At 53.2% G+C, this 22,232-nt stretch carries 20 protein-coding genes; 6 read left to right on the top strand and 14 right to left on the bottom strand.

Features of this window, described 5'->3' with window-relative positions; translation table 11 throughout:
* Window positions 1-6 precede the first annotated feature (6 nt).
* A complete protein-coding gene (petA, locus tag KP708_RS02980) occupies window positions 7-663 on the bottom strand; it encodes a ubiquinol-cytochrome c reductase iron-sulfur subunit (RefSeq protein ID WP_215750332.1) in 657 nt (218 codons plus the stop codon).
* A 243-nt stretch (window positions 664-906) separates the two neighbouring features.
* Between petA and KP708_RS02975 the strand changes: the two genes are divergently transcribed.
* Window positions 907-2,985: a phosphocholine-specific phospholipase C gene (locus KP708_RS02975; RefSeq protein ID WP_215750331.1), complete on the top strand. Its 2,079-nt coding sequence runs from the start codon at window positions 907-909 to the stop codon at window positions 2,983-2,985.
* A gap of 61 nt (window positions 2,986-3,046) precedes the next feature.
* Here the strand turns inward: KP708_RS02975 and nadC are convergent, their stop codons facing one another.
* The 7 genes from nadC to KP708_RS02940 all read right to left on the bottom strand — a co-directional run bounded on the left by nadC (window position 3,047) and on the right by KP708_RS02940 (window position 10,973).
* Complete coding sequence (nadC, locus tag KP708_RS02970) at window positions 3,047-3,904, bottom strand: carboxylating nicotinate-nucleotide diphosphorylase (protein WP_215750330.1); 858 nt, start codon at window positions 3,902-3,904, stop codon at window positions 3,047-3,049.
* An 11-nt stretch (window positions 3,905-3,915) separates the two neighbouring features.
* Complete coding sequence (locus tag KP708_RS02965; protein ID WP_215750329.1) at window positions 3,916-5,385, bottom strand: L-aspartate oxidase; 1,470 nt, start codon at window positions 5,383-5,385, stop codon at window positions 3,916-3,918.
* A gap of 2 nt (window positions 5,386-5,387) precedes the next feature.
* Entirely contained in the window at window positions 5,388-6,371 is a 984-nt protein-coding gene (gene nadA, locus KP708_RS02960; RefSeq protein ID WP_215750328.1) for a quinolinate synthase NadA, read from the bottom strand.
* An 82-nt stretch (window positions 6,372-6,453) separates the two neighbouring features.
* Window positions 6,454-7,335, bottom strand: a complete 882-nt coding sequence (locus tag KP708_RS02955) for an NrtR DNA-binding winged helix domain-containing protein (protein WP_215750327.1) — start codon at window positions 7,333-7,335, stop codon at window positions 6,454-6,456.
* A 99-nt stretch (window positions 7,336-7,434) separates the two neighbouring features.
* Entirely contained in the window at window positions 7,435-8,505 is a 1,071-nt protein-coding gene (locus KP708_RS02950) for an NAD(P)-dependent alcohol dehydrogenase (protein ID WP_215750326.1), read from the bottom strand.
* 105 nt (window positions 8,506-8,610) lie between these two features.
* Window positions 8,611-9,969 (bottom strand): amidohydrolase family protein, encoded by a 1,359-nt coding sequence (locus KP708_RS02945; protein ID WP_215750325.1) that lies wholly within the window; start codon window positions 9,967-9,969, stop codon window positions 8,611-8,613.
* Complete coding sequence (locus KP708_RS02940; RefSeq protein WP_215750324.1) at window positions 9,966-10,973, bottom strand: ABC transporter substrate-binding protein; 1,008 nt, start codon at window positions 10,971-10,973, stop codon at window positions 9,966-9,968. The genes KP708_RS02945 and KP708_RS02940 overlap by 4 nt, the downstream gene beginning before the upstream one ends.
* Window positions 10,974-11,284: 311 nt before the next feature.
* Between KP708_RS02940 and KP708_RS02935 the strand changes: the two genes are divergently transcribed.
* Window positions 11,285-12,307 carry an isopenicillin N synthase family dioxygenase gene (locus tag KP708_RS02935; RefSeq protein ID WP_371822726.1) on the top strand — a complete coding sequence of 341 codons (1,023 nt, stop codon included), beginning with the start codon at window positions 11,285-11,287 and terminating at the stop codon, window positions 12,305-12,307.
* A 3-nt stretch (window positions 12,308-12,310) separates the two neighbouring features.
* Here the strand turns inward: KP708_RS02935 and KP708_RS02930 are convergent, their stop codons facing one another.
* The 5 genes from KP708_RS02930 to KP708_RS02910 are packed head-to-tail and all read right to left on the bottom strand — an operon-like array spanning window position 12,311 to window position 17,184.
* Window positions 12,311-13,492, bottom strand: coding sequence for an MFS transporter (locus KP708_RS02930; RefSeq protein ID WP_215750322.1), 1,182 nt, complete (start codon window positions 13,490-13,492; stop codon window positions 12,311-12,313).
* Between the two features lie 57 nt (window positions 13,493-13,549).
* The gene (locus tag KP708_RS02925; RefSeq protein WP_215750321.1) at window positions 13,550-14,857 is read right to left on the bottom strand and encodes a lipase family protein; all 1,308 of its coding nucleotides are present in this window, start codon (window positions 14,855-14,857) and stop codon (window positions 13,550-13,552) included.
* Complete coding sequence (locus KP708_RS02920) at window positions 14,854-15,723, bottom strand: methylenetetrahydrofolate reductase (RefSeq protein WP_215750320.1); 870 nt, start codon at window positions 15,721-15,723, stop codon at window positions 14,854-14,856. The genes KP708_RS02925 and KP708_RS02920 overlap by 4 nt, the downstream gene beginning before the upstream one ends.
* The gene (locus KP708_RS02915) at window positions 15,720-16,574 is read right to left on the bottom strand and encodes a tetrahydrofolate dehydrogenase/cyclohydrolase catalytic domain-containing protein (protein WP_215750319.1); all 855 of its coding nucleotides are present in this window, start codon (window positions 16,572-16,574) and stop codon (window positions 15,720-15,722) included. Before KP708_RS02915 ends, KP708_RS02920 begins: the two co-directional genes overlap by 4 nt.
* A gap of 28 nt (window positions 16,575-16,602) precedes the next feature.
* Entirely contained in the window at window positions 16,603-17,184 is a 582-nt protein-coding gene (locus KP708_RS02910) for an NAD(P)H-dependent oxidoreductase (RefSeq protein ID WP_215750318.1), read from the bottom strand.
* A 152-nt stretch (window positions 17,185-17,336) separates the two neighbouring features.
* On the opposite strand from KP708_RS02910, the gene KP708_RS02905 reads away from it, so the two are divergent.
* From KP708_RS02905 to KP708_RS02890, 4 genes are all read left to right on the top strand, one after another.
* Window positions 17,337-18,092, top strand: coding sequence for an IclR family transcriptional regulator (locus tag KP708_RS02905; RefSeq protein ID WP_215750317.1), 756 nt, complete (start codon window positions 17,337-17,339; stop codon window positions 18,090-18,092).
* 9 nt (window positions 18,093-18,101) lie between these two features.
* Window positions 18,102-18,986, top strand: a complete 885-nt coding sequence (locus tag KP708_RS02900; RefSeq protein WP_215750316.1) for a bifunctional 5,10-methylenetetrahydrofolate dehydrogenase/5,10-methenyltetrahydrofolate cyclohydrolase — start codon at window positions 18,102-18,104, stop codon at window positions 18,984-18,986.
* Window positions 18,987-19,962: 976 nt separating this feature from the next.
* Window positions 19,963-20,505: a DUF2753 domain-containing protein gene (locus KP708_RS02895; protein ID WP_215750315.1), complete on the top strand. Its 543-nt coding sequence runs from the start codon at window positions 19,963-19,965 to the stop codon at window positions 20,503-20,505.
* A gap of 33 nt (window positions 20,506-20,538) precedes the next feature.
* Window positions 20,539-21,144, top strand: a complete 606-nt coding sequence (locus KP708_RS02890) for a superoxide dismutase (protein ID WP_215750314.1) — start codon at window positions 20,539-20,541, stop codon at window positions 21,142-21,144.
* 436 nt (window positions 21,145-21,580) lie between these two features.
* On the opposite strand, the gene KP708_RS02885 is transcribed toward KP708_RS02890, so the two are convergent.
* Window positions 21,581-22,189 (bottom strand): TetR/AcrR family transcriptional regulator, encoded by a 609-nt coding sequence (locus KP708_RS02885; protein ID WP_215750313.1) that lies wholly within the window; start codon window positions 22,187-22,189, stop codon window positions 21,581-21,583.
* Between the last annotated feature and the right edge of the window lie 43 nt (window positions 22,190-22,232).

Genomic DNA, 22,232 nt, shown 5'->3' with positions numbered 1-22,232 from the left:
GGACAATCAGATCTGCTGGATATTCGCGATATCAAAATCTGGATCGCCTTTACTCTTCCCAATGAGAAGGTGCTGATCAGAAATTATCGTCACAGGCGGAACAGGAAGATTATATGGCGCTGGCGCATCCTTATACGCCCGCCCTGCGATATCGAATTGTGACCCATGGCAGGGACATGCATATTTCCCGGATCGATCGCCTGACGATGGCGCGTCAAAAGATGGCACACACCCCAGATGCGTACAGATCCCGATCAGAACGCCAATCTCAGGCACAACAGAGCGATGCCAGTTGATCGCATCCTGAGGTTGCTGGTGCATTTTGGAATCTGGGTCACGCAGCCGATGCGCTAGTTCAGGAACACGGAGCGAAGCCAGCATTTCTGGTGTGCGCCGCTGAACGAACACCGGCCATCCACGCCACGTCACCACAAGCTGCTGCCCCGGCGACAGCTTCGAGCAATCAACCTCAACAGTATCATCTTCGCCAATGCGACTGCTCTGCGTACCATTCAAACTGTTGAGAAACGGATATGCCAGCGCGCAGGCCCCTGCACAGCCCATCCCGAGCGTAACTGTCGCGAGCACATCGCGTCGCCGAGGGTGGTTTTCCTCTTCCCGTCCCTGCCGGGACGAGGAAGTGGGTGCATCATCCTGTGTCATGGTGTCCTACTCAAATAACCAGCACAAATCATTCAAGCCCCTATAGGCGAAGTCAATCTCAAACACACTCTGAACTAAAAGGCGGCTTGTTTCCGGGCATTCACCCGTGGGTGCCGACGTCCGCTCTTCAACGCCATGCCCGTTCACAAAAGTGACATGAAACATCCTGAATTTCCTTGATGATTTCATCTCCGGAGGCTGATAAGCGTCTTATCACAATTGAGTGTATGGAAGAGATCAACGGTGGCAACAAAACTGAACCGTCGCGGCGTGCTGGGTCTGGGAGCGGGCTTTTCCCTGAGTGCGCTTCTTCCATCCATTCAGCGTGCCCGTGCCATCCCTGCCCGTCGGGACACAGGAACGATCGAAGACGTCCAGCATATCGTTGTGCTAATGCAGGAAAACCGATCTTTCGATCATTATCTTGGTCACCTGTCAGGCGTCCGTGGATATGGAGACCGGCATGTCGTACGTGGTCCGAACCGCGAACCGATCTGGTGGCAGCAACGGCAGAAAGCCGAAAATGGCTGGATCACGCCGTTCCATCTCCCAACACAAACTACCAGTGCAGAATGCGTGATTGATCTGGACCACAGCTGGGCCCCTACTCACGCAGCGATCAACAAAGGCTGGAACAACCAGTGGCCTCGTCACAAGAAAGATATGACGATGGGCTATTACACACGGGAAGATATTCCTTTCCATTACGCTTTGGCTGACGCGTTCACGGTCTGCGATCACTATTTCTGCTCCACGCCGACCCAGACACACCCCAACCGCTTTTACCTCATGTCTGGTACCGTCGATCCCAATGCGACAGGCGGTGGCCCGATCCTCGACAATGTGGATTGGGTAGACAGAGATTTTTATCCCAAGGTGCCTGAACCTTTCACCTGGACGACCTACCCTGAGCGCCTTCAGGAGGCCGGTGTGTCATGGCAGATTTATCAGCAGGGCCTGTCAGGCGCAGATGTTGAGAACGGTAATTTCGGCACAAACGTTCTGATGTGTTTCAAGAATTTCGCTGACGCCAAGCCGGGATCAGCCCTGCATGAGCGCGCCATGACCGCGCGAACCCTTGATCACTTGAAACAGGATGTTCTGGCGGATCGGCTGCCACAGGTGTCATGGATTCTGCCTCCGGCGGCATATTCTGAACACCCCCGGTGGACGCCCGGCTACGGTGCGACCTTTATTGCTCACGCGCTCGATGCCCTGACGGCTAACCCGGATGTCTGGGCCAAAACCGTCTTTCTCGTGATGTATGATGAGAACGATGGGTATTTCGACCATATGCCGCCCCCGCAGCCTCCCACACCGGTTCTCCCCGGTCAGAGCACGGTGACGACAAGAGACGAAATTCACAATCACCTCCAAAGCTTCAGGCCAGACCGCTACAAGGCCGACGATCTTCCTTATGGCTTAGGGCCGCGTGTACCAGCTTTCGTTATTTCTCCCTGGAGCACTGGGGGTTTTGTCTGCTCCGAAGTGTTTGACCACACCTCTGTGCTACGCTTCATCGAAGCCCGTTTTGGCGTCAAGGAAACCAATATTACGCCATGGCGCCGTGCAGTCTGCGGCGATTTGACCAGTGCGTTCGATTTCTCGCGCAAAACTACGGTTAAGCCGCCGCTTCCAGACACGGCCGCCTACAGGAAAATTGCTGACGCGTCCTGTAAGCTTCCCTCGCCCGTTATTCCTCATCAAAGCACGCTCGACGATATCGGCGATCAGGAACGAGGTGCACGCTTGGCGCGACCTCTGCCTTACAAACTGTCTGCAGACCTCTTGGAGACCCGTGCAGGCAGCGTGACTTTTGAAATCCGCAATGACGGAACATCAGGGGCATGTTTTTACGTTTACCGTGATGGTACCGAGGAGACCCCTCGCCGCCATACTCTGGAACCGGGAAAAGCCATCACTGACGTTTGGAAAATAGAGAGCGCCGGACAGCACGACTTCACCATTCTCGGGCCAAATGGTTTTGCGCGTTACTTCCAGAACGCAAAACCTATGGACATCCAGGTTCAAGCGCGGGGAGACGCTCGAACCGGCAATCTAGTTCTAAACCTCAAGAATACTGCGTCCACAGAAAAGAAGGTCAGGATCCAGGATAACGCTTATGGTGCGGAAGACCGTTTTCTTTCCCTTGAAGGAAATCAGTCGGCATCCGTCTCCGTTGAGCTCGATGCCAGTCATCATTGGTATGATCTTGTTCTTTCCTGCTCCAATGAACCGGGAAATCAATCTCGATTTGCCGGGCATGTAGAAACCGGACAAACGAGCATCACAGACCCTGCCATGGGCAACGTCCTGGCCTGACGGACACAGTCATACTCTCGGCAAGAGCTTACTCTGGAATGCTCTTGCCGGAAAAACCAGCTTAGCCGCTTATATCAAGGCCGATATCCAGCGCTTTGACCGTATGTGTAAGCCAGCCCAACGACAAAACGTCCACCCCGGTCTCTGCAATCGGGCGCGCCGTCTCCGGTGTAATTCCACCAGATGCCTCAGCAATAGAGCGGCCATCGATAAGTCTGACAGCTCTACGAAGCGTTTCCACACCCATATTATCGAGAAGGTAAGCATCTGCTCCGCCAGCCGCGAGCGCTTCTTCGAGCTGGTCCAGCGTATCCACCTCCAGCTCAATCTTCATCAGATGCCCCGCCCGCTGACGCGCCGCCTTCAAAGCTGCTGAGACGCCCCCGCATAGGGCCAGATGATTGTCCTTGATCAGGATGGCGTCATCAAGCCGATATCTATGACTGGCGCCCCCACCTGCACGTACTGCATATTTCTGAACCGCTTTAAGGCCAGGAAGCGTTTTGCGCGTGCAACAGATCCGAGCCTTCGTGCCATGAACGGCATCTACGATCGCCCGCGTCGCTGTAGCGATGCCGCTCAGGTGCGAGAGTAGATTTAACGCCGTGCGTTCGCCTGCCAGAACGGTACTCGCAGACCCGTCAATGACGGCCAGAACATCCCCGGCCCCAATCCTGTCACCGTCCTGCCTGTGAGAAATAAACTCTGCTTTGCGGTCCAGAAGACTGAATGCCAGCTGGGCCCCCTGCAACCCCGCCAGAACGCCGTTTTGTCTTGCACGAAAAACTGCCTGAAGGGGCTGTTCAGGATCAAGAAGAGCCTGTGTCGTCACATCTCCGCCCGTTCCCAGGTCTTCAACAAGCGCGGCACGAACTACAGGTTCCCAGAGAAGATCAGGCAGAAAGGTCTGAAAGGTCATGCAATGTGTCCTTATGGCGAAGGAAGATCAGTTATGGTCAGCACAGTTCGGTTAGGCATCGTTTGATTTGGAAAGTCCGTGCGCCAATGGCTTCCACGGCTCTCCCTACGTTTCAGGGCAGACGATGCAACGAAGGCGGCAATGAGCGCTTCATTACTGACGTGGATATCAGGAAGAATTGTTTCAAAAAGGGCCTGCAATCCACGCTCGTCCCTGAGCAGTCCGGCATACTGGCTCATGAGTGAGGCCAAATCATGCACAGCAGGAGCATTGCTGACTTCGCGCGGCGCAATCGTCCCGAACGGCACCTTTGGAAGCATGCTGCTATCGACGCTTTCTGCGACCCATTTCCCGGTTACGAAGGCTTCAAGTAGTGAATTACTCGCCAGTCGATTAGCGCCATGAAGACCGGTACACGCCGCCTCTCCACAGGCCCACAGACCAGGCAGAGAGGTACGCCCCTGCTCATCAACATCCAGACCACCCATGTGATAGTGCATTGCTGGACTGACTGGGATTAGCTGTGCGTCCGGATCAATCCCCATGGCCATGCATGACGCTGTTATGGCCGGAAACCTCACACTAAAGGGCGTTTTTCCTATTCCCCGCGCATCCAGAAAAACGTCGTGTCCGCTTTGAATATGAGCCGAAATCGCTCGTGCGACGATATCGCGTGGCTGGAGTTCTTCCGTAAATCTGTTTCCAGTTTCATCGACCAGAAGAGCACCCGCCCCGCGTACCGCTTCGCTCACCAGAGGTCTGCGCCCAGTCTGGCCAACGCCTTTGAGAGCTGTTGGATGAAACTGGGTAAATTCCATATCGACCAATCTGGCGCCGGCACGTGCAGCATGAGCCAGACCGTTCCCGGTCAATGTTCCAGGACTAGTGGTACAGTCATAAAGAGCGCCAATGCCTCCGGATGCGATGACGCAGCATGAAGTGGGCAGAAAACCTTGTGAGGTTCTGACTCCAACAAGGCGCTCTTCCTCCGTAACCAAGCCCTCTAGTCGCGCTCCTTCCAGAACAGTGATGGTATCGCGACTTCGAACACGCTTTATCAACGTCTGCATGATCGCAGTACCGCTTCCATCTCCGCCGACATGGAGAATACGGTGTCTGGAATGCGCGGCTTCCAGATGCAGGTCCAGTGCTTCGCCCTTTTTTGCAAAAGGGACGCTCCACTCGAGCAAGGTCCTGATGGCGTCAGGTGCCGAGTTCGTAATCAGTTTCACTATGTGGGGAACACTGAGGCCGGCACCTGCAGCTAACGTGTCCTGAGCGTGCAGATCCGGTGAATCTTCTGCTCCAACTGCGGCTGCAATTCCCCCCTGAGCCAAAGAACTCGCCGCCTCGTGCCCTAACGGAGCCGGGCTGAGAACAACACAGGGCTGGCGAAGGTGCAGGGCAGCGGAAAGACCTGCCAGTCCTGCCCCTACGATAACGGGTTGCCCAGCGAGGTGACTTAAAAGAATTTCCTTCACAATTAGATTGCCAGCATTCTCTCGACCGCCATGCGGGCTCGCCCTTCAAGCTCGGACGGGATGGTTACCGGAGTTTCGAGTTTTTCGAGCGCTCTGCGGATTCCTGCCAACGTAATGCGCTTCATGTGTGGGCAAAGATTACACGGGCGAACAAACTCGGTTTCCGGATTCAGAGCGGCCAGATTGTCGCTCATTGAGCATTCTGTCACCAGCAACACTTTTTCCGGGCGGTGCGTCGCGACGTAGTCAATCATATTGGCGGTAGAGCCGGAATAGTCCGCCTCGGCAACCACGTCTGGCGGGCATTCAGGATGCGCTATGACCGTCACACCTGGATGAATTCGCCGATACTGCCGAATTTCCTGCGGTGTAAAGCGTTCATGCACTTCACAATGACCCGCCCAGGTCAGCATTTCGATGCCTGTTTCGTTCTCGATGTTTTGAGCCAGAAACTCGTCTGGAATCATGATAACACGAGGAACACCTAGGCTTTCCACGACCCGTCTGGCATTGCCCGACGTGCAGCAGACGTCTGTTTCCGCTTTCACTTCCGCTGTACTGTTAACGTACGTGACAACCGGAACCCCCGGATAGCGCCGCTTCATCTCCCGGACGTTTTCCGCCGTTATGCTCTCTGCCAAAGAACAGCCAGCCCGATCGTCGGGAATTAGAACCGTCTTGTCGGGATTCATCAGCTTGGCGGTTTCCGCCATGAAATGAACGCCAGCCATGACAATAATGTCTGCGTCGAGGTTCTGGGCATCACGAGCCAGAGCCAGACTGTCTCCGCGGATGTCCGCGACACAGTGGAAAATTTCCGGTGTTTGATAGTTATGAGCCAGGATAACGGCATTTCGTTCGCGTTTCAGGCGAAGAATAGCCTCGATGTCATCCGCGTATAAACGTTCCCAATCCTCCCGCGCCATCAGGCGGGAGACAGGTTCGTAAAGCCTGTCACGGCTTTCCAAGACATGCTGACGGCCCATGACGGACTCCGTAAGATACATTATGCTCCTATTGAGCATAATGTATCTTACGGTATTTACAAGCCTGTCGGTCAACACGTTTTCAGGAGAAGGTTCCCAGTGGAAGCTTGGCCCCTGTCAGATAGCAGTTTTCAGAATTGTCCTTCCGGAACCTGTAAAGCCGCGCAGGTCTTCCCTGAACCCCGCTCTCGTAGCGATCGGTTTCGCTGACCAGATCCTGATTTTGTACCAATCGACGAAAATTCTGCTTGTGCATCAAACGCCCCGAAAGGGCTTCCATCGCCTGTTGGAGTTGAAGAAGCGTAAATTCTTCGGGCACAAGCTCGAACACGACAGGCGTGTAACGAATTTTTGCTCTTAAACGAGACATCGCCGTTGCGAGAATACGCCGATGATCCCAGAGCATGGGAGTCTCTCCCAGCCCGGCGCTACAATGGGGTGACTCTTGGACCAGACCAGCCTCCCATAGCAGTTCATAACGCTCCAGCACGGCTTCGTCGTTCCAGCTTTCCCCGTTCAGGCCAAACGTGGCCTTACAGCGGTCGAGCTTTTCCTCCTCATGGGCAGCCCACTTGAGAAGGGCCCGCTCGATGGTCTTGAGGAGGGCAACACTTCTTTCTGTCCGGCGGTCTTCCCAAGGAAAGTACTGATACCATCCCCTCCATCCTGCCTGATTGCCACTGTCGCGCGTCAGAGCCATATAGGAAATACGCACAAGCCGTTCAGTTTCAGCAGGAACAGAGTCCCCGAACGTATAGAGTTGCTCCACATGGCCCAGGCGGAACCCCGTGAGTTCCTCTACCCAATGGCGCACACCACGCTGCAATGACGAGTGTTCCGTTTCCAGGGCGCCTGCAGGTAAGCAGGCTCCGTTCTGAACGGTCAGAACTTCTGGTGTTCCGCTCTGGAGTGTGGTCAGGACGGCAACCAGTTCCGCCCGACACGTCGCAACGTGATGATTCATTCTAAAATCATTTCTTCCCGTTGGGTAGAAACTCCAGAAGTAAAACTCTTCTCAGGAAGGAGGCGGGGAGTTTCTTGCTACCGCCTCCCCTCCAAGGTTTCAGCCTGCGATGCTGTCTGGCATGGACGCCATATCGATCACGAAGCGGTATTTGACGTCTGAACGCAGGACGCGCTCATACGCCTGATTGATCTCATCCATCCGAATGATTTCCACGTCACTGACGATGTTATGCTGACCGCAGAAATCTAGCATTTCCTGCGTTTCCTGAATACCGCCGATAGCAGAGCCAGCCAGACTACGGCGCTTGGCAACAAGGCTGAACGCCCCAACAGACATCGGCTTTTCCGGCAGTCCTACAAGCACCATATGTCCGTCCTGCTTCAGCAGGGACAGGTACGCATTGATGTCATGATCTGCCGACACAGCATCAAGAATGAAATCAAAGCGGTTTGCCTCGGCAGCCATCGCTTGTTCATCGCGGGAAATGACAACCCGGTGTGCACCAAGTCGCTTCCCATCTTCGACTTTACTTGGAGACGTTGTGAACAGCGTCACTTCGGCACCAAGCGCAACGGCAAATTTGACCCCCATATGGCCAAGTCCACCAAGCCCGACAACGCCAACACGATGCCCTGTTCCGATTTTCCAGTGAGACAACGGAGACCATGTCGTGATCCCGGCGCAAAGCAATGGTGCCGCCGCCGCCGGATCAAGATTTTCGGGAATACGCAGGACGAAACCTTCATCGACAACGATAGCGCGTGAATATCCGCCGAACGTGTAGGCGCCTTCTGCCGGAAATGCCGGATCGGGGCTGTTGTATGTCCATGTTGGGCTGGCATCACAATACTGCTCCAGACCAACCTCGCAGGACGCGCAGGTTCGGCATGAATTCACCATGCAGCCCACGCCCACCCGGTCACCGACTTTAAAGCGTGTTACGTCAGGCCCAACCGCTTTGACATGTCCGATAATCTCATGCCCCGGCACGCATGGATAAGAAGCAGGCCCCCATTCGCTCCGTGCGGTATGGATGTCAGAGTGACAGACACCGCAGTGGGTAATGTCAATCTGAACGTCCAAAGGACCGCAGTCACGGCGCTCAAAAGCGAAGGGAGCCAAGGGAGATGTCGGGCTGGAGGCCGCGTAACCAACACAGGTAAGCATTGCAGGTCCTTGTCGAGACAAAAGAATCAAAGCGTCAAAACGATTGATCCACTCTAACAGGAAGTCCCGCTGAACTGTACCCATGCTGAGTTCGCACAGGTTTCTTCAGGCACACGTAAGACAACCCACAACGTCACGAGCCTCTGCCAGTAACGCCTCAAGATCCAGTCCCGGAATAGCGCCATCCACTACCACAGGCACACCGTCCATAAGGACATGACGTACAGTTGTCGCGCCTGACACGACCGGAGCAATCAGTGGATCATGCAATCCAGCACATCTGGGTGCGTCCAGGCCATGAATAACCAGATCCGCCGCTGCGCCCACTTCAACCCGGCCGACATCGGTAAGCCCCAGGATTTGCGCTCCCGCGGATGTTGACCAGCGCATAACATCCTCAGCCGTAACAGCATCAGCGCCGTGAACTGCGCGATGAATCATCCACGCACAATGCATCTCTGCCCCCATGTCACAGGCTTCATTGGATGCTGCCCCATCAACTGCCAGCGATACGCGCCCGCCCAGAGCGTCCAAGGCCGGTGCAGGCGCGATACCTGAACCAAGGCGGCAGTTACTCTGAGGACAATGCGCCATACCGGTCCCGGTTTGGGCCATAAGCGCCAGTTCGCTCTCATCAAGATGAACCAGATGCGCAAACCAGACGTCTTCTCCAACCCAGCCATGCTCGGCAACAAACTGAAGGGGCCTCATTCCGTAAGTTTCCAGACAGAACCGAACATAGTTCTCCGTTTCAGACAGATGCGAGTGTAGCGAAATACCCATGCTTCGGGCGGCAATAGCCATTTCCCGAAGCTCATCCGGCGTGACGCCCCAGGTTGGCGTATTAGGGGCCAGAGCAATTCGGCGTTTCGCATTCGGGCCAGATTGATGATACCGGCCGACAAGCCCTTCGACACGTTTCATCATCACATCCAGCGTCTCCGTCGGCGCTGGAATAATATCGTCCGTATCGAATTTTCTGGCGCGCGTGGTGCCTCCACGTGCCAGAACATAGCGCAGACCAAGATCTTCAGCGGCTTCAAACAGTACGGCAGCCGGATCGTATGCATACATATCTGCAAACAGGTAATGATGATCAGCGACCGTCGTGCAGCCCGACAAGAGCAGTTCCACCATTCCAACCCGGGCCGCCACATTCAGCGCCCGCTCATCTATGCGGTTCCAGTAGGTGTTGGGCACAAGGCGAAGCCATGGCTCCAATGGCTTATTGATGGCCGCGGGAACTGCTTTGAGCACACTCTGAAAAAGGTGATGATGCGTGCTGATAAGCCCGGGAGTTGCAATTCCTCCCTTGGCATTCAGAACCTTTTCCCCAGAGTCAGGTACCAAATGACCGATTTCCGTGATCTTGCCGTCGCGAATGCGAATGTCACCGGCACGTCTGGCAGCTTCGCCGCGTAGCCCAGTCAGAATTCCACCGATATTCTGTATCAGTAAGCTCATGCTGGCATCACCCGGAGAGTATCCACAAATTCTGTGGTGAAGGCACTTGTCCAGTCAGCATCGGCTGGCAAGAGGTTCTGGCTGACCATAAAGTCCCGTGTGGCCTGCCACCGGGCAAGCGTCATCGCTCCAAGACCTCGCTCTTTGACATCTGGGGATGACAGAGCATCTGCTTTTTTCAGCCCAGCATAGCCGAAAGCCAAGTGCTCCAGTGTCATGTTAGGGTTAGCTTTGAGAATGAGAGCATTCCCCGGATCGGGGTTTTGAAAATAATCACGCCATCCCATCAAAGACGCTTTCACAAAACCGCTTACCTTTTTCTTATCGGTCGCAACCATATGCTGAGTCGTGGCCATAGGAGCACCATAGGGCGGATAACCCAGATCCTTGAACAGGAAAAACTCGACCGGCATTCCTTTCTGCCGGGCATCCCACAGTTCGGAGGATGCATAAGCCTGAACGGCCATTTCCGGATCCAGAAAAAACGGCTGGAGATTGAACGAATAAGGCCTCGCCTGCTCTTCCCTGTAACCAAAGCGATTTTTGAGCCATGGCCAGAACGTCGCATGGGAAGATGCTGCTATCAGAATTGGGTGCTCACGGAGCTGGGCGAGATCCGTGACACCAGCATGCGTCATCAGGCCCTGCTGATCGTGCTGAAATGTACTGGCCACAGCAACAAGAGGAATTCCAGAGGCAACGGCGGAAAGAAGCTGGAAGTCGTAGCCAGTAATGAAATCTGCACGGCCGGCAGCCAGAAGCTGAGGAACATTCATTTGCGGGCTGGCAGCCTCTATCGTGACGTCCAGTCCTTCCTGTGCGTAATATCCCTTGGCCAGAGCTTGATAAAACCCGCCAAACTCAGCTTGTGCATACCAGGATGTTATAAGCTTGACGGGCGTCCCCGCATTTTGCGCCCTACTGATGAGCGGCATAGATAATCCGCCGAGACTTCCAGCCAACCCCAAAAGGGTTTGCCTGCGACTGAGAGACATCCTGGACATACGGAGCGTTCTCCATTCTTCATTCAGTCACAGTTTATGAATCGAAACGGTTTTCATGAAAGTGCCTATTTGAGAATATCGGAATGCTTTTATGAGAACGGCTTTTGTAATTGACAGGCAAATGCCCACCATGTTTTGTGTTGGAAACGAGTAGAAGCGGTCGAAGTCCTGTTGCAGGCTTTGGGCATTGCTCCAACAGATCCGGACCACGGCTCTGGTTGGGGGCATTTGCCATGATTGATCGCTACAGCTCCTCCCCCATGCCGTAGTCCGGATCTGTTGTCTTCAATACGTTTATGGAGAAAACGAGTATGGCCCCCAGAGGTCTGAGCGAACTTGAAACCGAACGTCATATTGGCGGAATGGGGACGAATATCGCCCGTCAAATTCCCAGGATCGATCTCTCCTCTTTTGAAGAGCGGAAATACCAGATTGCCGACGAACTTTGGTCTGCAGCCACGGAAATCGGTTTTTTTCAGGTTTATAATCACGGCATTCCGCAGAACGACATAGATCGAGCGTTTTCACTGGCAACAGCCTTCTTTGCCCTACCTAAAGAGGCAAAAGCCCGCCTCCCCCTAAAACCTGGTACGAACGCCGGATGGGAATTTCAGGAACAGGTGCGGCCTTCAACAGGTACACCTGACCATAAAGAATCATTTCAGATCACACTTCCCAGAATGGCGGCTCTATGGCCAACAGAGCATGACGCGCCAGACTTCAAGGAATTCCTGACCCACTTCGAGCACCAGAACTGGCTTCTGGGTATGAAGATACTGTCCTGCTTTGCCATCAAACTCGGATTTGACGAAAACTTCTTTACCGAACTGCACGACCCGTCCTCTCCTGACTACCAGTGCACCCTGCGTCTCATTCATTATATGAGCATGGAGAATGCTCTGCCTGAGGACTTCAAACGCTGGCGTGCAGGCGCCCATTCGGATTTTGATTGCCTGACACTTCTTCATCAGCGAACAGGAGAAGGCGGTCTTCAGGTTTGCCCTGGGAAGGATGCAAAGAGCGGGGCATGGACCGACGTAGAGCCCGTCTCAGGATATGTGACCTGCAATATTGGCGACATGCTGATGCGGTGGAGCGACGACAAGCTGCTGTCTACGCTTCATCGTGTTCGCATGCCACAACCGGGCGAATATCTTGGTGAGCGCCTCTCCATTCCCTTTTTCTGCCAAGCCAATCGGGATGCAATCATTCAGGGGCCAGAGAAGAAATATGCTCCGATATCTGCGCAGAACTACCTTCTGGAGCGCCTGAAGGCTAATTTTGCGGCGACTGAATCGAAAGGCAGCACCCCAGAAACTGCTGCTGCCCTTTAAAGATCAAGCCAGCGCCTTACGTTGCCTGACCTGGAAAATTGTCAGGCAACCCATCCCCAGGGCGCAGAACGCAAACAGGGCATAACTGGTCCAGAGTGTTGTCGAGAAGTAGAGATAAGGCATCAGAACTGCCGAGACGGAAATAAATTGACCGACCGTGCCTGCGACAACGCCACGGGTCTTCCTGTCCGTCGCAACCACCGGCAGCAAAGACATCCCTGCACCACTCAGGCCGCTATAGGCGAATGTCCAAAGAAATAGCCCGGCAGACGCGACAAGCATCGTGCTTCCCGGGAAAAGCAGCAGCCATTGAGCGAGCATTCCAATAGCCGCCATGATGCAGAACATCACCCGGGAACGACGCTCCGTTCCGACACACAGACTGACAATCAGCCCACCTGCCAGCATTACCACAATCTTGATGATTGCAACTTCTGCGGCAGACGCAGCCAAACTCACGTGGTGAACGCGCGCAAGGTAAGAGGGCGCAATCAAACTGGTTCCATAAGCAATCCCGTTCGGGAGCGTTACTGACAGCCCGAGAGCCGTGACCAGCCAAGGTGACAGTCGCTTGGCCGGACCGCTTTCAGTCAAGACAACCGGCGGCTCTTTCAAGCCGGCGAGTGTCAGAACTCCAACAGCAAGAATAACTACCATTAGCGCCATATGAGCTGTGCAGGCTGCCTGCCAGCGCCCACCATTTAAAAAAGGAATGGCGAGAAGAAGACCGGCTGAATAACCAGCCGGAGCAAAAGTGGACCAGAATGCCAAAGCTTTGGAACGACTTTTTTCCGGCAGATAGCGCATGAACAATACGGGGGAACCTGCCGTTGCGAACGCGAACCCACATCCACACAACATAAGGCCGATCCGCAGGCTCCATAACGTGGATGTTGACAAGAGAAGACTGTCACCAATTAACGTAAGGGCAACGGAAATTGGAAAAGCGCGCTTTACGCCAATACGGTCAACCACCATGCCGAACAGGAAGGATGTAAAGGCGGCTGGAACCGAAAAGAAGGACAAACTGGTGCCCACAGGTCCTGAAGAAACATGTCGGGCTTCCGCGATCGCACTGATAAACGGAACCACCAGTCCGACAACGGCCATGGATACTGCCGAATAAACGTAAATCACCAGAACAAGAAAGAGATGATAGCCTGATCTGTCGCTCGTGGTCTGCATGGTCTTGTATCCTTGAAAAGGCCGGCCACGGGTCCGGCTAAGGGCTATTCAGTCGATTCAGTTATTCCATGGAACATTCGGAAGGGCTGCCTCTACAGGTCCGGGAGGCTTGATTGAAGCGCAGTTCTGCTGAGGCTTTTGGCCAGCCAGAAGTCTCTTCACAAAGGGAATGGAGTCCTTGAGAGACACATTGACTGCACCATTATGGGTCATGCCCGGATAGCGCTTCCACAAGACATGCGTTCCTGCATCGCACATGGCTGCCACAGCGTTATACTGCCCGATCACCCCGGCCTCACCATCGGCCAGACCTGTCCCGGCAAAAACGGGAAAGCTGATCTTCGCGTTCGGTATCGTGAATGCTGCATCATGGCCTGCTTCAAAAGCAGAAAGCTTCTCGTTGAACAGTGCACTACTCTGCACTTTTAACTGATCCGCCTTCTCGAAAAGATCATGAAGGCACGCATGTCGGGCAATCTGGGACATGTGGTGCCCCGCGCTTGTCATGACCGTATGGCTGTCTGTTTCGAGCTGTAAAGATTGATCAGACCCTTCGACCCGCAGCATGGCAAATGCGGAATCCATTTTGCTAGCATCTGTATAGACTTCGGGGATGGGAGCATGTCTGGCTCCGGGCGGCACAGCAAAGCCCGTCACAAGACCCGTTGCAACCACACCATGAATATTCAACTCAGCAGCATATGAGGGGGCCAGCCACGCTGCTCCAAGCGCTGCGCCAGAGCCTTGAGACTGCCCAACGAGCACAATCCAGTTCCGGATCTCGTCGGGAAAACCTTTGAGGGAAGCTCGTAGCCCGTCCAGAACACTGTACCCTTCGGGGCGATAAAACAGATATGGATGCGGTCCCGGTGTCCCTAAACCTTGATAATCGGTCGCGACAACAACAAACCCCTCAGACAGCCAACGTGAGAGGTAAGCCTTATCCCGGCTCGAATAGCCGCGCCATGATGGGGCGCAGACATCCGCAATTCCCGTTGTTCCATGCTCCCAGGCGACAACAGGCCATCCTCCCGCTGGTGGCTTGCCTTTTGGAAAAAGGACCTGTCCTGAAACCGTTACGAGATTGCCTTTTTTCATCCCATTATTGGCAGAGTACAGGATCCTGACCCCGTGACTGGCTCCTTGAGGGAGTTTGGTCGGATCCATTTCTTCATGCTGTATCAGCTGTCCCGGTATTGGCGGAATAGCTGAAGTGGCCCTGTAAAAGGCACTCACGCCCCCGTCACCGTATCGGTCATCAACCGGGAGACTTGAAGAGGACGCGTGCGGTGATGTTGAACACCCTCCAAGCGCCAATAGAAGCGCACCACCCGCACATGTCAGGCCCGACAGTTTTTTTGTCATGAATGGTCTCCAGTGCTGAGAGAAAGTGTACGACGCCACTCCAGCGTGCGAGCAATCGCTCCAAACGGGTAAAAGTGTAGTCCGCGGAAATTGGTGTTAGGTGTTTCGGCAACTTCTCGGGCAACGGCATCCACAAGAGGCAGCGGATTACACGGCATAAACCAGCGATGAAGTTTCCAGCGTTGACGCTGCATGAAACGCAAAGACTGCCCAACACCACAGGCCAGACCATACCGCACCAACGTTTTTGGCGTTGTCAGCCCGTAAACTCCCAGGTTGATTGGCAGTGTAATGCCCTCTTCCCTTAGCCGTTTCTCCCAAGCAAGGACTGGAGCAGCATCAAAGCAGAACTGCGTTACGATCTGCATATTCAAACCCTGCGTCCGTGCAAGATCCTGTTTGCGGCGCATATACTCCAGCAATGTTGCCTCGGAGGCTTGCGGGTGCCCTTCAGGATGCCCCGCAACGTAGACAGTGCGAATGCCCGTGCGAACAGGGATCTCTGTTTCCAAAACCTGTACTGTATCCGCGAAGATGCCAGCAGGTTTCTCTGCTCCCCCTGCGATCAGGAGCATCCGCGGAATATCCCGCTCACTCAACGCAGTGCAGATTTCCTGCAAATGGTCTTTATTGCGGATAGAGCGGACCGCTACATGAGGAACAGGTAGATAGCCACATAGCTTTAGCAGGTCACAGGCAGCCAAGACGTCTGCAAATGGAACACCTGGAAGCCAGGTGACGAAAACCCTCGACCCACAGGCGAGATCGGGCAGAACACCCGAAAGCTCCAGAATACGGGACGGCAGAAGCTCAATGGAGCTTTCCTTCATGAGCTCCGCACGCACTCGGCCGACCGATACAGTCATGCAGCAATCCTTTTTTCCGCGAGGTCCAGAACGGTCTTGAGAAGCATCATGCGTGTCATTACGCCAAAACTTCGATCAGGCGGGGTCATCCAGCTCGCAATCTCAGCAACCGCAGGGTGAACATCGCCTTGCAAAGAGCCTTCGGGCCAGCTCATGCCAACATCAATAACTACGGCTCCGGTGCGAACCATATCAGGTGTCACAAGATGCGCTGAACCCGCTGCTGCTATAATGACATCGGAATTCCTAAGTACATCCTTAAAATTTCTGCTCTTACGGTGCAACGACGTAACGGTTGCATTCCTGCTCTTTCCAGAAAGCAAGAGTGTTGCCGGACCTCCGACAAGGCGCCCTCGCCCTAAAACAGCAACATTTGCCCCTTCCAGAACAAGCCCTGTCTGCTGCAACACTGCATCAATTCCCCTCACAGAGCAGGGAATAACAGACGGATCTGATGTCGTCAGAGACATCAAATTCACAGGGTGAAGACCATCAACATCTTTCTCGGCACTGATCGTCTGAAGAACCTGTCCCTCATTCAAATGTGCGGGCAAAGGAAGTTGAACCAGAATTCCGGTAATGGATGTGTCTCTATCAAGCCGCAGGATCTGGTCCAAAAGGTCAGCCTGCGTAATCGTTTCGGGCAGAACAATCTTCTGGACTGCAATCCCAACCTTTTTGCAGTCCTCGATTTTGCGACTGACGTATGTAGCACTTTGTGGGTCATCGCCGACCTCCACCAGTGCCAGACAGGGAATAATCCCTTTTTGCGTCAACGCTGCGGCCCTGCCCTTGCTTTCTTCTAGAAGCGTGAGACCCAGGGCGTCCAAGTCAAAGAAACGAGCAGTCACCGCATTTACTCCCCGGTTGGCAAAGGTCTCAGATGGCTTTCAGACGACGAACGATTTTTTTCATAAACGTCCGACGGGCCTTCAACGTGGTGTTGTTCATGTTGTAAAGCCCCAGGTAATCGACACTGACGCGGCGGTTCATGACAGCCCGCAGAAAGCGTGTCCCGTTCTTCCTTGGCGGATCACCAAGAACGAAAGCACGGTGCCTTGGGCAACCATAAGTGGTGACAGTCATGACCTTCTTGATGTTTGTAAAACCGGGAGAAAGTTTTCCGTCTATCAGCTTAAAAGAGACGTCCGGCAGGAAAACCCGATCAAAATATCCCTTGAGAATGGCGGGCCAGCCAAAATTCCATACGGGATGACAGAGAATCAGCACATCCGTACTTTGAAGGCGCTTCACGTAATCTGCCACGCGATGCTGATTGATGGTAACATCATGGTATTCAATACGATCTTGTGGACTGAGTACAGGATCGAAATTTTCCCGATACAGGTCCAAAGCGTCGACTTCATGTCCTTCAGCTTCCAGCGTCTGCTTAACAAGCCTGAACAGCGCAGCATTGAAGCTATCTTCCAGAGGATGGGCAAAAATGACGTGGACTTTCACACGGTGATTCCTGTTTTTCAAACTCTATGAGAAGAGATTGTTCGGTATTCGAACTCTTGTTCGTTATAATTATTTTAGGCATAATCATTTTCAGCCTGCAATGATATTCGTAACGTCTACGCATAGTTTTTTGTCCAAGAACGGATTTGTCCATGGATCAACCCTCGCCTGTGTCCGATACCGAGATTTCCCTGACATTTGTTAAGGGTCTTGAAGTTCTGCGAGCATTTGAAAATGGTCACACAGACATGACTGTTGCCGACATTGCTCGGTTGGTCGGTCATACACGGGCTGCCACGCGGCGACTTGTCAGAACGTTGGAATCCCTGGGATATGTCCGGAGCATTGATCAGCGATACAGACTCACAGCACGCGCCTTGAAGCTAGGTCTTGGCTTTCTGCAGAGCCGCTCTATCGGTCATCTTGTTGGCCCAGTTCTCCGAGCGGAATCCATTGTTATTGGGGAGTCCATTTCTCTTGCCCTGCTGGACGCAGACGAGGCGATCTATGTTTTTCATAATCCTGCCGACAAGTCTGCTGAAATGTCTGGGCATACCATTGGGAGCAGCATGTCTCTTGCCAGAACCGCGACTGGTCAGGCCATCTGCGCGTTTCTGCCCCAGGATCGACAACAGAACATCTTAAGCACGTCTGGCCTTTCTGACGCGGAGGCGCACAGTGTGGCTCACGGACTGACAGAAATTCAATCTCAGGGCTTCGCGTTGAAAGACGTGACCCCAGACAGCGATCTACAGGCCCTTGGAGTGCCTGCTTTCAATATGGATGGACAGATTGCTGGTGCGCTCAGCATCGTCTTTCCCGCCAGCCGTTACTCCCTGACGCAAATCCAGAAAGATCTTTTTCCCCACCTTCAAAGATGCGCGACATATCTCGTCAGCGCCCTGTGAGGCCTACAAATGACAGCCATCCTACATACCTCTGAACTCGCCCAAAACTATTTGGCCAGCCTCAAGGCACAGATCTTTTCGCAACAGAAAAATTTGGACCATACGCCCACTCTCGCCGTGGTCACCAGTTCTTTTGACGCAGGACCCTCAGCCTATCTGCGTCGCATTGGCTTACTGGCGGAACAAGCCGGAACAAACCTACGAGTTGTTGACGTTGCGGGACAAAATGAGAGAAATTTTTGCCAAACGGTCAGAGATCTCGGCGCCGACAAGCAGATAGACGGAATTCTGATCTTATTTCCACTTCCGGAGGGAATCTCACGTCAAGCTGTTATTGAGGCTCTTCCTGCAGAGAAAGATGTCGACTGTCTGCATCCGCTCAATCTTGGAAGGATTGTGAGTGGAACTCCAGGCTTTCAACCCTGCACGGCAACAGGTGCCTTGATGGCCGCAGAGCATCTCGTCGGCGATTTACGCGGAAAAGACTGTGTCATCGTTGGTAGTTCACCCGTTGTTGGGCGCCCGCTTACCATGCTGCTCTTGGATCGTGGTGCAACGGTTTCCGTCGTTCACATCGACACACAGGACATCACATCACATTGTAAGAAAGCAGATGTCCTCTTTTCAGCGGTAGGAAAAGCCAGATTGGTCACTGCGGACTGGATCAAGCCAGGGAGTTGCCTCGTCGATATCGGGATCAGCTATTGCCCGGATGAGGGGCGTGTTGTGGGAGATGTCGACCTCAAATCTGTCAAAGGTGTCGCGCATACGGTTACCGCAGTTCCGGATGGTGTTGGACCACTTACAACCTGTACCTTGTTGGCTAATACTGTGAAAAGCGCTTTGGATCGAATGGGAGTAAACTTTATATACCCCTCCCTTCCTAGCCAATAATACGAAAATGTTCCCCGTTCAGTTCCCATGAAAATTCTCATTCTGGAGAATTGTTCTAATGCACATTGAAATGGGCGACATGCCAGTGGCAAAAATACCGATAAAAAGAAACTTGGTCACCTAAAGGAACCGAGCAACTGCTGATTAACGGTTCGGGGTGATGGACTTTCGCTCTGCGTTTTGGGTAGAGCGAAAGGCATTGTGCTTTGGATCATTATACGCTCACGTTGATCCCCTCGAGGAAGAGGCGGGCGATGTCGATTTGTCCGAATATAACGTGATTGCTGTTTGGCTGCCTTAAGTAGAAAGTCTGGAGCGATTTGTTCCATTCCAGAAAACCGTGGTTGGCCTGGAAACGAGGGCCAATAATGAACTTTTCTGACCTGACATTTGATCATATTGGCATTCGCGTGACGTCTCTAAACGGTTCTATACCAAACCTAGCCGGGAGCATTCTTATGAGTGTTCTCCTCAAACCCGCAGGCTATACGCGGCGGGTTTCTGTATTGAAGGCATGGCAGAACTGCTGCGTTAGATTGAATGGGAACAGATTACCATTACGGAAGACCGTTTCCGAACGAGATATGATAGGCATATCGCCCAGCCCATTCGCAAACCGGATAATAACGTCTTGTAATTAAATGAAATTATCAAGTTATTTGACGCTCTACTGAAAGATATAGTATACAGATGATATTGGGTATAAAAATACAATTATTTATAAAGGTTAATTTTATATATCGAACAAATTTCTATTAACGTTTAATATATTTATTAAATATTTATCACTTGGTACGAACAGATACACATTAACCACAATTTTATAACGTAAAACTATCAACCAATTGCCGCGTAGCAACTTCATGAATCTGTGGGCAACTGGACCTACCAATGCGGTTTCAATACGCATATAAATATAGCATATTGCATAAAGTGAAGTGATTGCTTATTTCCTAGCGTTAGGTGGTGGAGCTCCATGGAACGAAGTGTCGTAAAAATGTCGCAGTTCGATCAGTTATCAGAACCCAGTATCAGTTGGCAGGAGCTGACCCAGCAGGCAAATCAGGCTTACCTACTTCACGATCATGAACAGGCACGGACTCTTTATGCGCACGCCATGACGAAAGCCTCCGAACTTCTGGATCATTTTCAGGAAACAGGACTGCCTCTTTCGGCCCCCACTATTTTTGTCGTTTCCTGCCATAATTTATCCGATCTGTATGTCGTGGAGAAAAAGCCTGATCATGCAGTTCTCTTTCTGCGTCGCGCTTGTACAGAACTAATTCGCCTAGCCGAACTGCCTAGCCTGCCCATGCGGGCTCGATTGGTCTGCGTGGAGCAGCTGCGCCCCGCCGTTGTTGCACTGATGGGGTGTGAGGGCGGTGCGCTGTCCGAGCAGCAGGAAACCCAGATGCTGGTGCTTAATGCCCGAACTGTGGCGCTCGCCGTTTATCGGATTTCTGGCTACGCAGCACAAACCTCACTGGAAGACGTCCCACCCCTAGGAGACCCCTCATAGACGAGGGTCTAGTCAAACAGAATTGGAGAGAAAATGTTCAAACTTCCCGAGCTGCCTTACGCTCTGGACGCGCTGGCGCCTTACATGTCCGCCGAGACGCTTGAGTATCATCATGGCAAGCATCATAAGGCCTACGTCGACAAGCTGAACGAACTGACCGCCAGCGGCTCATATCAGGGACTTGATCTGGACCAGGTGATCCGAAAATCAGCTCAGGATGCCGCCCAGAAAGTGTTGTTCAATCAGGCCGGCCAGCACTGGAACCATTCCTTTTTCTGGCAAAGCATGAAAGCAAAGGGCGGTGGATCTATCCCCGGCGTCTTGGAGAAGCAGCTTATCGCAGATTTCGGTTCTCTGGATGCATTCACGGCCCAATTCAAAAATGCCTGCGTCTCTCAGTTCGGGAGCGGCTGGGGCTGGCTGGTGCACGACGGTGAAAAACTGGCTATCACAAAGACCGCCAATGCCGATACTCCACTGGTACATGGGCAAACAGCGCTGCTGACATGTGATGTATGGGAACATGCCTATTACATCGATTATCGCAATATGCGCCCGAAATACGTGGAGGCTTTCCTTACGGACCTGGTGGATTGGGAGATGGTCGAACGGCGTTATCAGGCCGCCCTCTCCGCATAATAAGCCCTTCCAAAGAAGTCATGTCATGAAGGATATTCTCGTATTTCTCCATTCGGGCCTGCATCACAGAAACGCCGTGGTTGGACGTACGAACCAGAATGTCCTCATGGGATTGATCGGCAGATTACAGGAGAACACTTCTTATGATCTGCCGATGTTAAAGGAGTGAGAAAAGACAGTCATGATCGTGCCCTTGCCCGGCTTAGACGAGGGGTTGCCGGTACAAGAGGCCGTTTTCTGATGTGATGATCACGAGCGGCAAAACGGTCAATACGCTCAAGAACTGATTGTCCCAACGGCTGGTGGGCGTTTTAAACGCGATGTCGGCTCGGGTAGGCACAACAGAAATCCAATCTCCCAGACGAAACGAAGACGATAGTTACTCTTATGCTCCGTGTCGCTCATTAAGGATTACGGATATCGTGCGATAGCTGAGTCAATTGCTGCAGCATATGCCGTCAAGCAGCACATCCAGCGCAGCGGGGACTGGCGCTGACCCGACCTTCTCTTCCAGTAGTTGGTTACTGATCGCCAACATGGCGAGACCATGCACCTGCCCCCAGCTTGCTGCTGCCTGCGCACTCATGGCGACTGTCCGAAAACTCCCGTCTCGCTGTCCGTTTTCCAAAAGTCTTAGAAGAATTCCAAATGTGCTCATGGCCGCGTCATGCAACTGCGGATCTATCGTTTTATCCGCATCAGAACTGAACATCAGACGATAAAGTCCGGGGTTTTGACAGCCGAACCCGATATAGGCCTGCGCTGCGGCCATGAATTGCGCGCGTGTGGAAGGAAGATCCGGGCGCATGGCCTCGGTCATAGTCTTTTCAAGCCTGACGAACCCAATTCGGGCTAGTTCCCGAAGCAGCGCTTCCTTGTCGCGGAAGTGCTTGTAAGGCGCTGCATGACTGACTCCCGTGCGGCGAGCTACCTCCCGCAAGGTGAAGGTCCAGTTCTGATCTGCTGCTAGCATGGCTAACGCCGTGTCGATCAGAGCGCGGCGTAAATCACCGTGATGATAGGGTTGGTCTTTGGTTTCACTCATTCGTGAGGCTCATGTTTACAGAAGAAACTTTTATTGACACTGG

Source organism: Gluconobacter sp. P5H9_a (genome assembly GCF_018812085.1).
Lineage (GTDB): Bacteria > Pseudomonadota > Alphaproteobacteria > Acetobacterales > Acetobacteraceae > Gluconobacter.
Note: the sequence above shows the minus strand (reverse complement) of the source record. Positions and strands in the feature narration are given on the sequence as shown.

Bases quoted from the DNA above. Each gene is read 5' to 3' on its own strand.
- KP708_RS02955 (WP_215750327.1), bottom strand. From the start codon at position 7,335: ATGAATCATCACGTTGCGACGTGTCGGGCGGAACTGGTTGCCGTCCTG.
- KP708_RS02935 (WP_371822726.1), top strand. From the start codon at position 11,285: ATGGCCCCCAGAGGTCTGAGCGAACTTGAAACCGAACGTCATATTGGC.
- KP708_RS02925 (WP_215750321.1), bottom strand. From the start codon at position 14,857: ATGACAAAAAAACTGTCGGGCCTGACATGTGCGGGTGGTGCGCTTCTA.
- KP708_RS02895 (WP_215750315.1), top strand. From the start codon at position 19,963: ATGGAACGAAGTGTCGTAAAAATGTCGCAGTTCGATCAGTTATCAGAA.
- petA (WP_215750332.1), bottom strand. From the start codon at position 663: ATGACACAGGATGATGCACCCACTTCCTCGTCCCGGCAGGGACGGGAA.
- KP708_RS02930 (WP_215750322.1), bottom strand. From the start codon at position 13,492: ATGCAGACCACGAGCGACAGATCAGGCTATCATCTCTTTCTTGTTCTG.
- KP708_RS02900 (WP_215750316.1), top strand. From the start codon at position 18,102: ATGACAGCCATCCTACATACCTCTGAACTCGCCCAAAACTATTTGGCC.
- nadC (WP_215750330.1), bottom strand. From the start codon at position 3,904: ATGACCTTTCAGACCTTTCTGCCTGATCTTCTCTGGGAACCTGTAGTT.
- KP708_RS02905 (WP_215750317.1), top strand. From the start codon at position 17,337: ATGGATCAACCCTCGCCTGTGTCCGATACCGAGATTTCCCTGACATTT.
- nadA (WP_215750328.1), bottom strand. From the start codon at position 6,371: ATGGGCCGTCAGCATGTCTTGGAAAGCCGTGACAGGCTTTACGAACCT.
- KP708_RS02890 (WP_215750314.1), top strand. From the start codon at position 20,539: ATGTTCAAACTTCCCGAGCTGCCTTACGCTCTGGACGCGCTGGCGCCT.
- KP708_RS02920 (WP_215750320.1), bottom strand. From the start codon at position 15,723: ATGACTGTATCGGTCGGCCGAGTGCGTGCGGAGCTCATGAAGGAAAGC.
- KP708_RS02885 (WP_215750313.1), bottom strand. From the start codon at position 22,189: ATGAGTGAAACCAAAGACCAACCCTATCATCACGGTGATTTACGCCGC.
- KP708_RS02945 (WP_215750325.1), bottom strand. From the start codon at position 9,969: ATGAGCTTACTGATACAGAATATCGGTGGAATTCTGACTGGGCTACGC.
- KP708_RS02950 (WP_215750326.1), bottom strand. From the start codon at position 8,505: ATGCTTACCTGTGTTGGTTACGCGGCCTCCAGCCCGACATCTCCCTTG.
- KP708_RS02940 (WP_215750324.1), bottom strand. From the start codon at position 10,973: ATGTCCAGGATGTCTCTCAGTCGCAGGCAAACCCTTTTGGGGTTGGCT.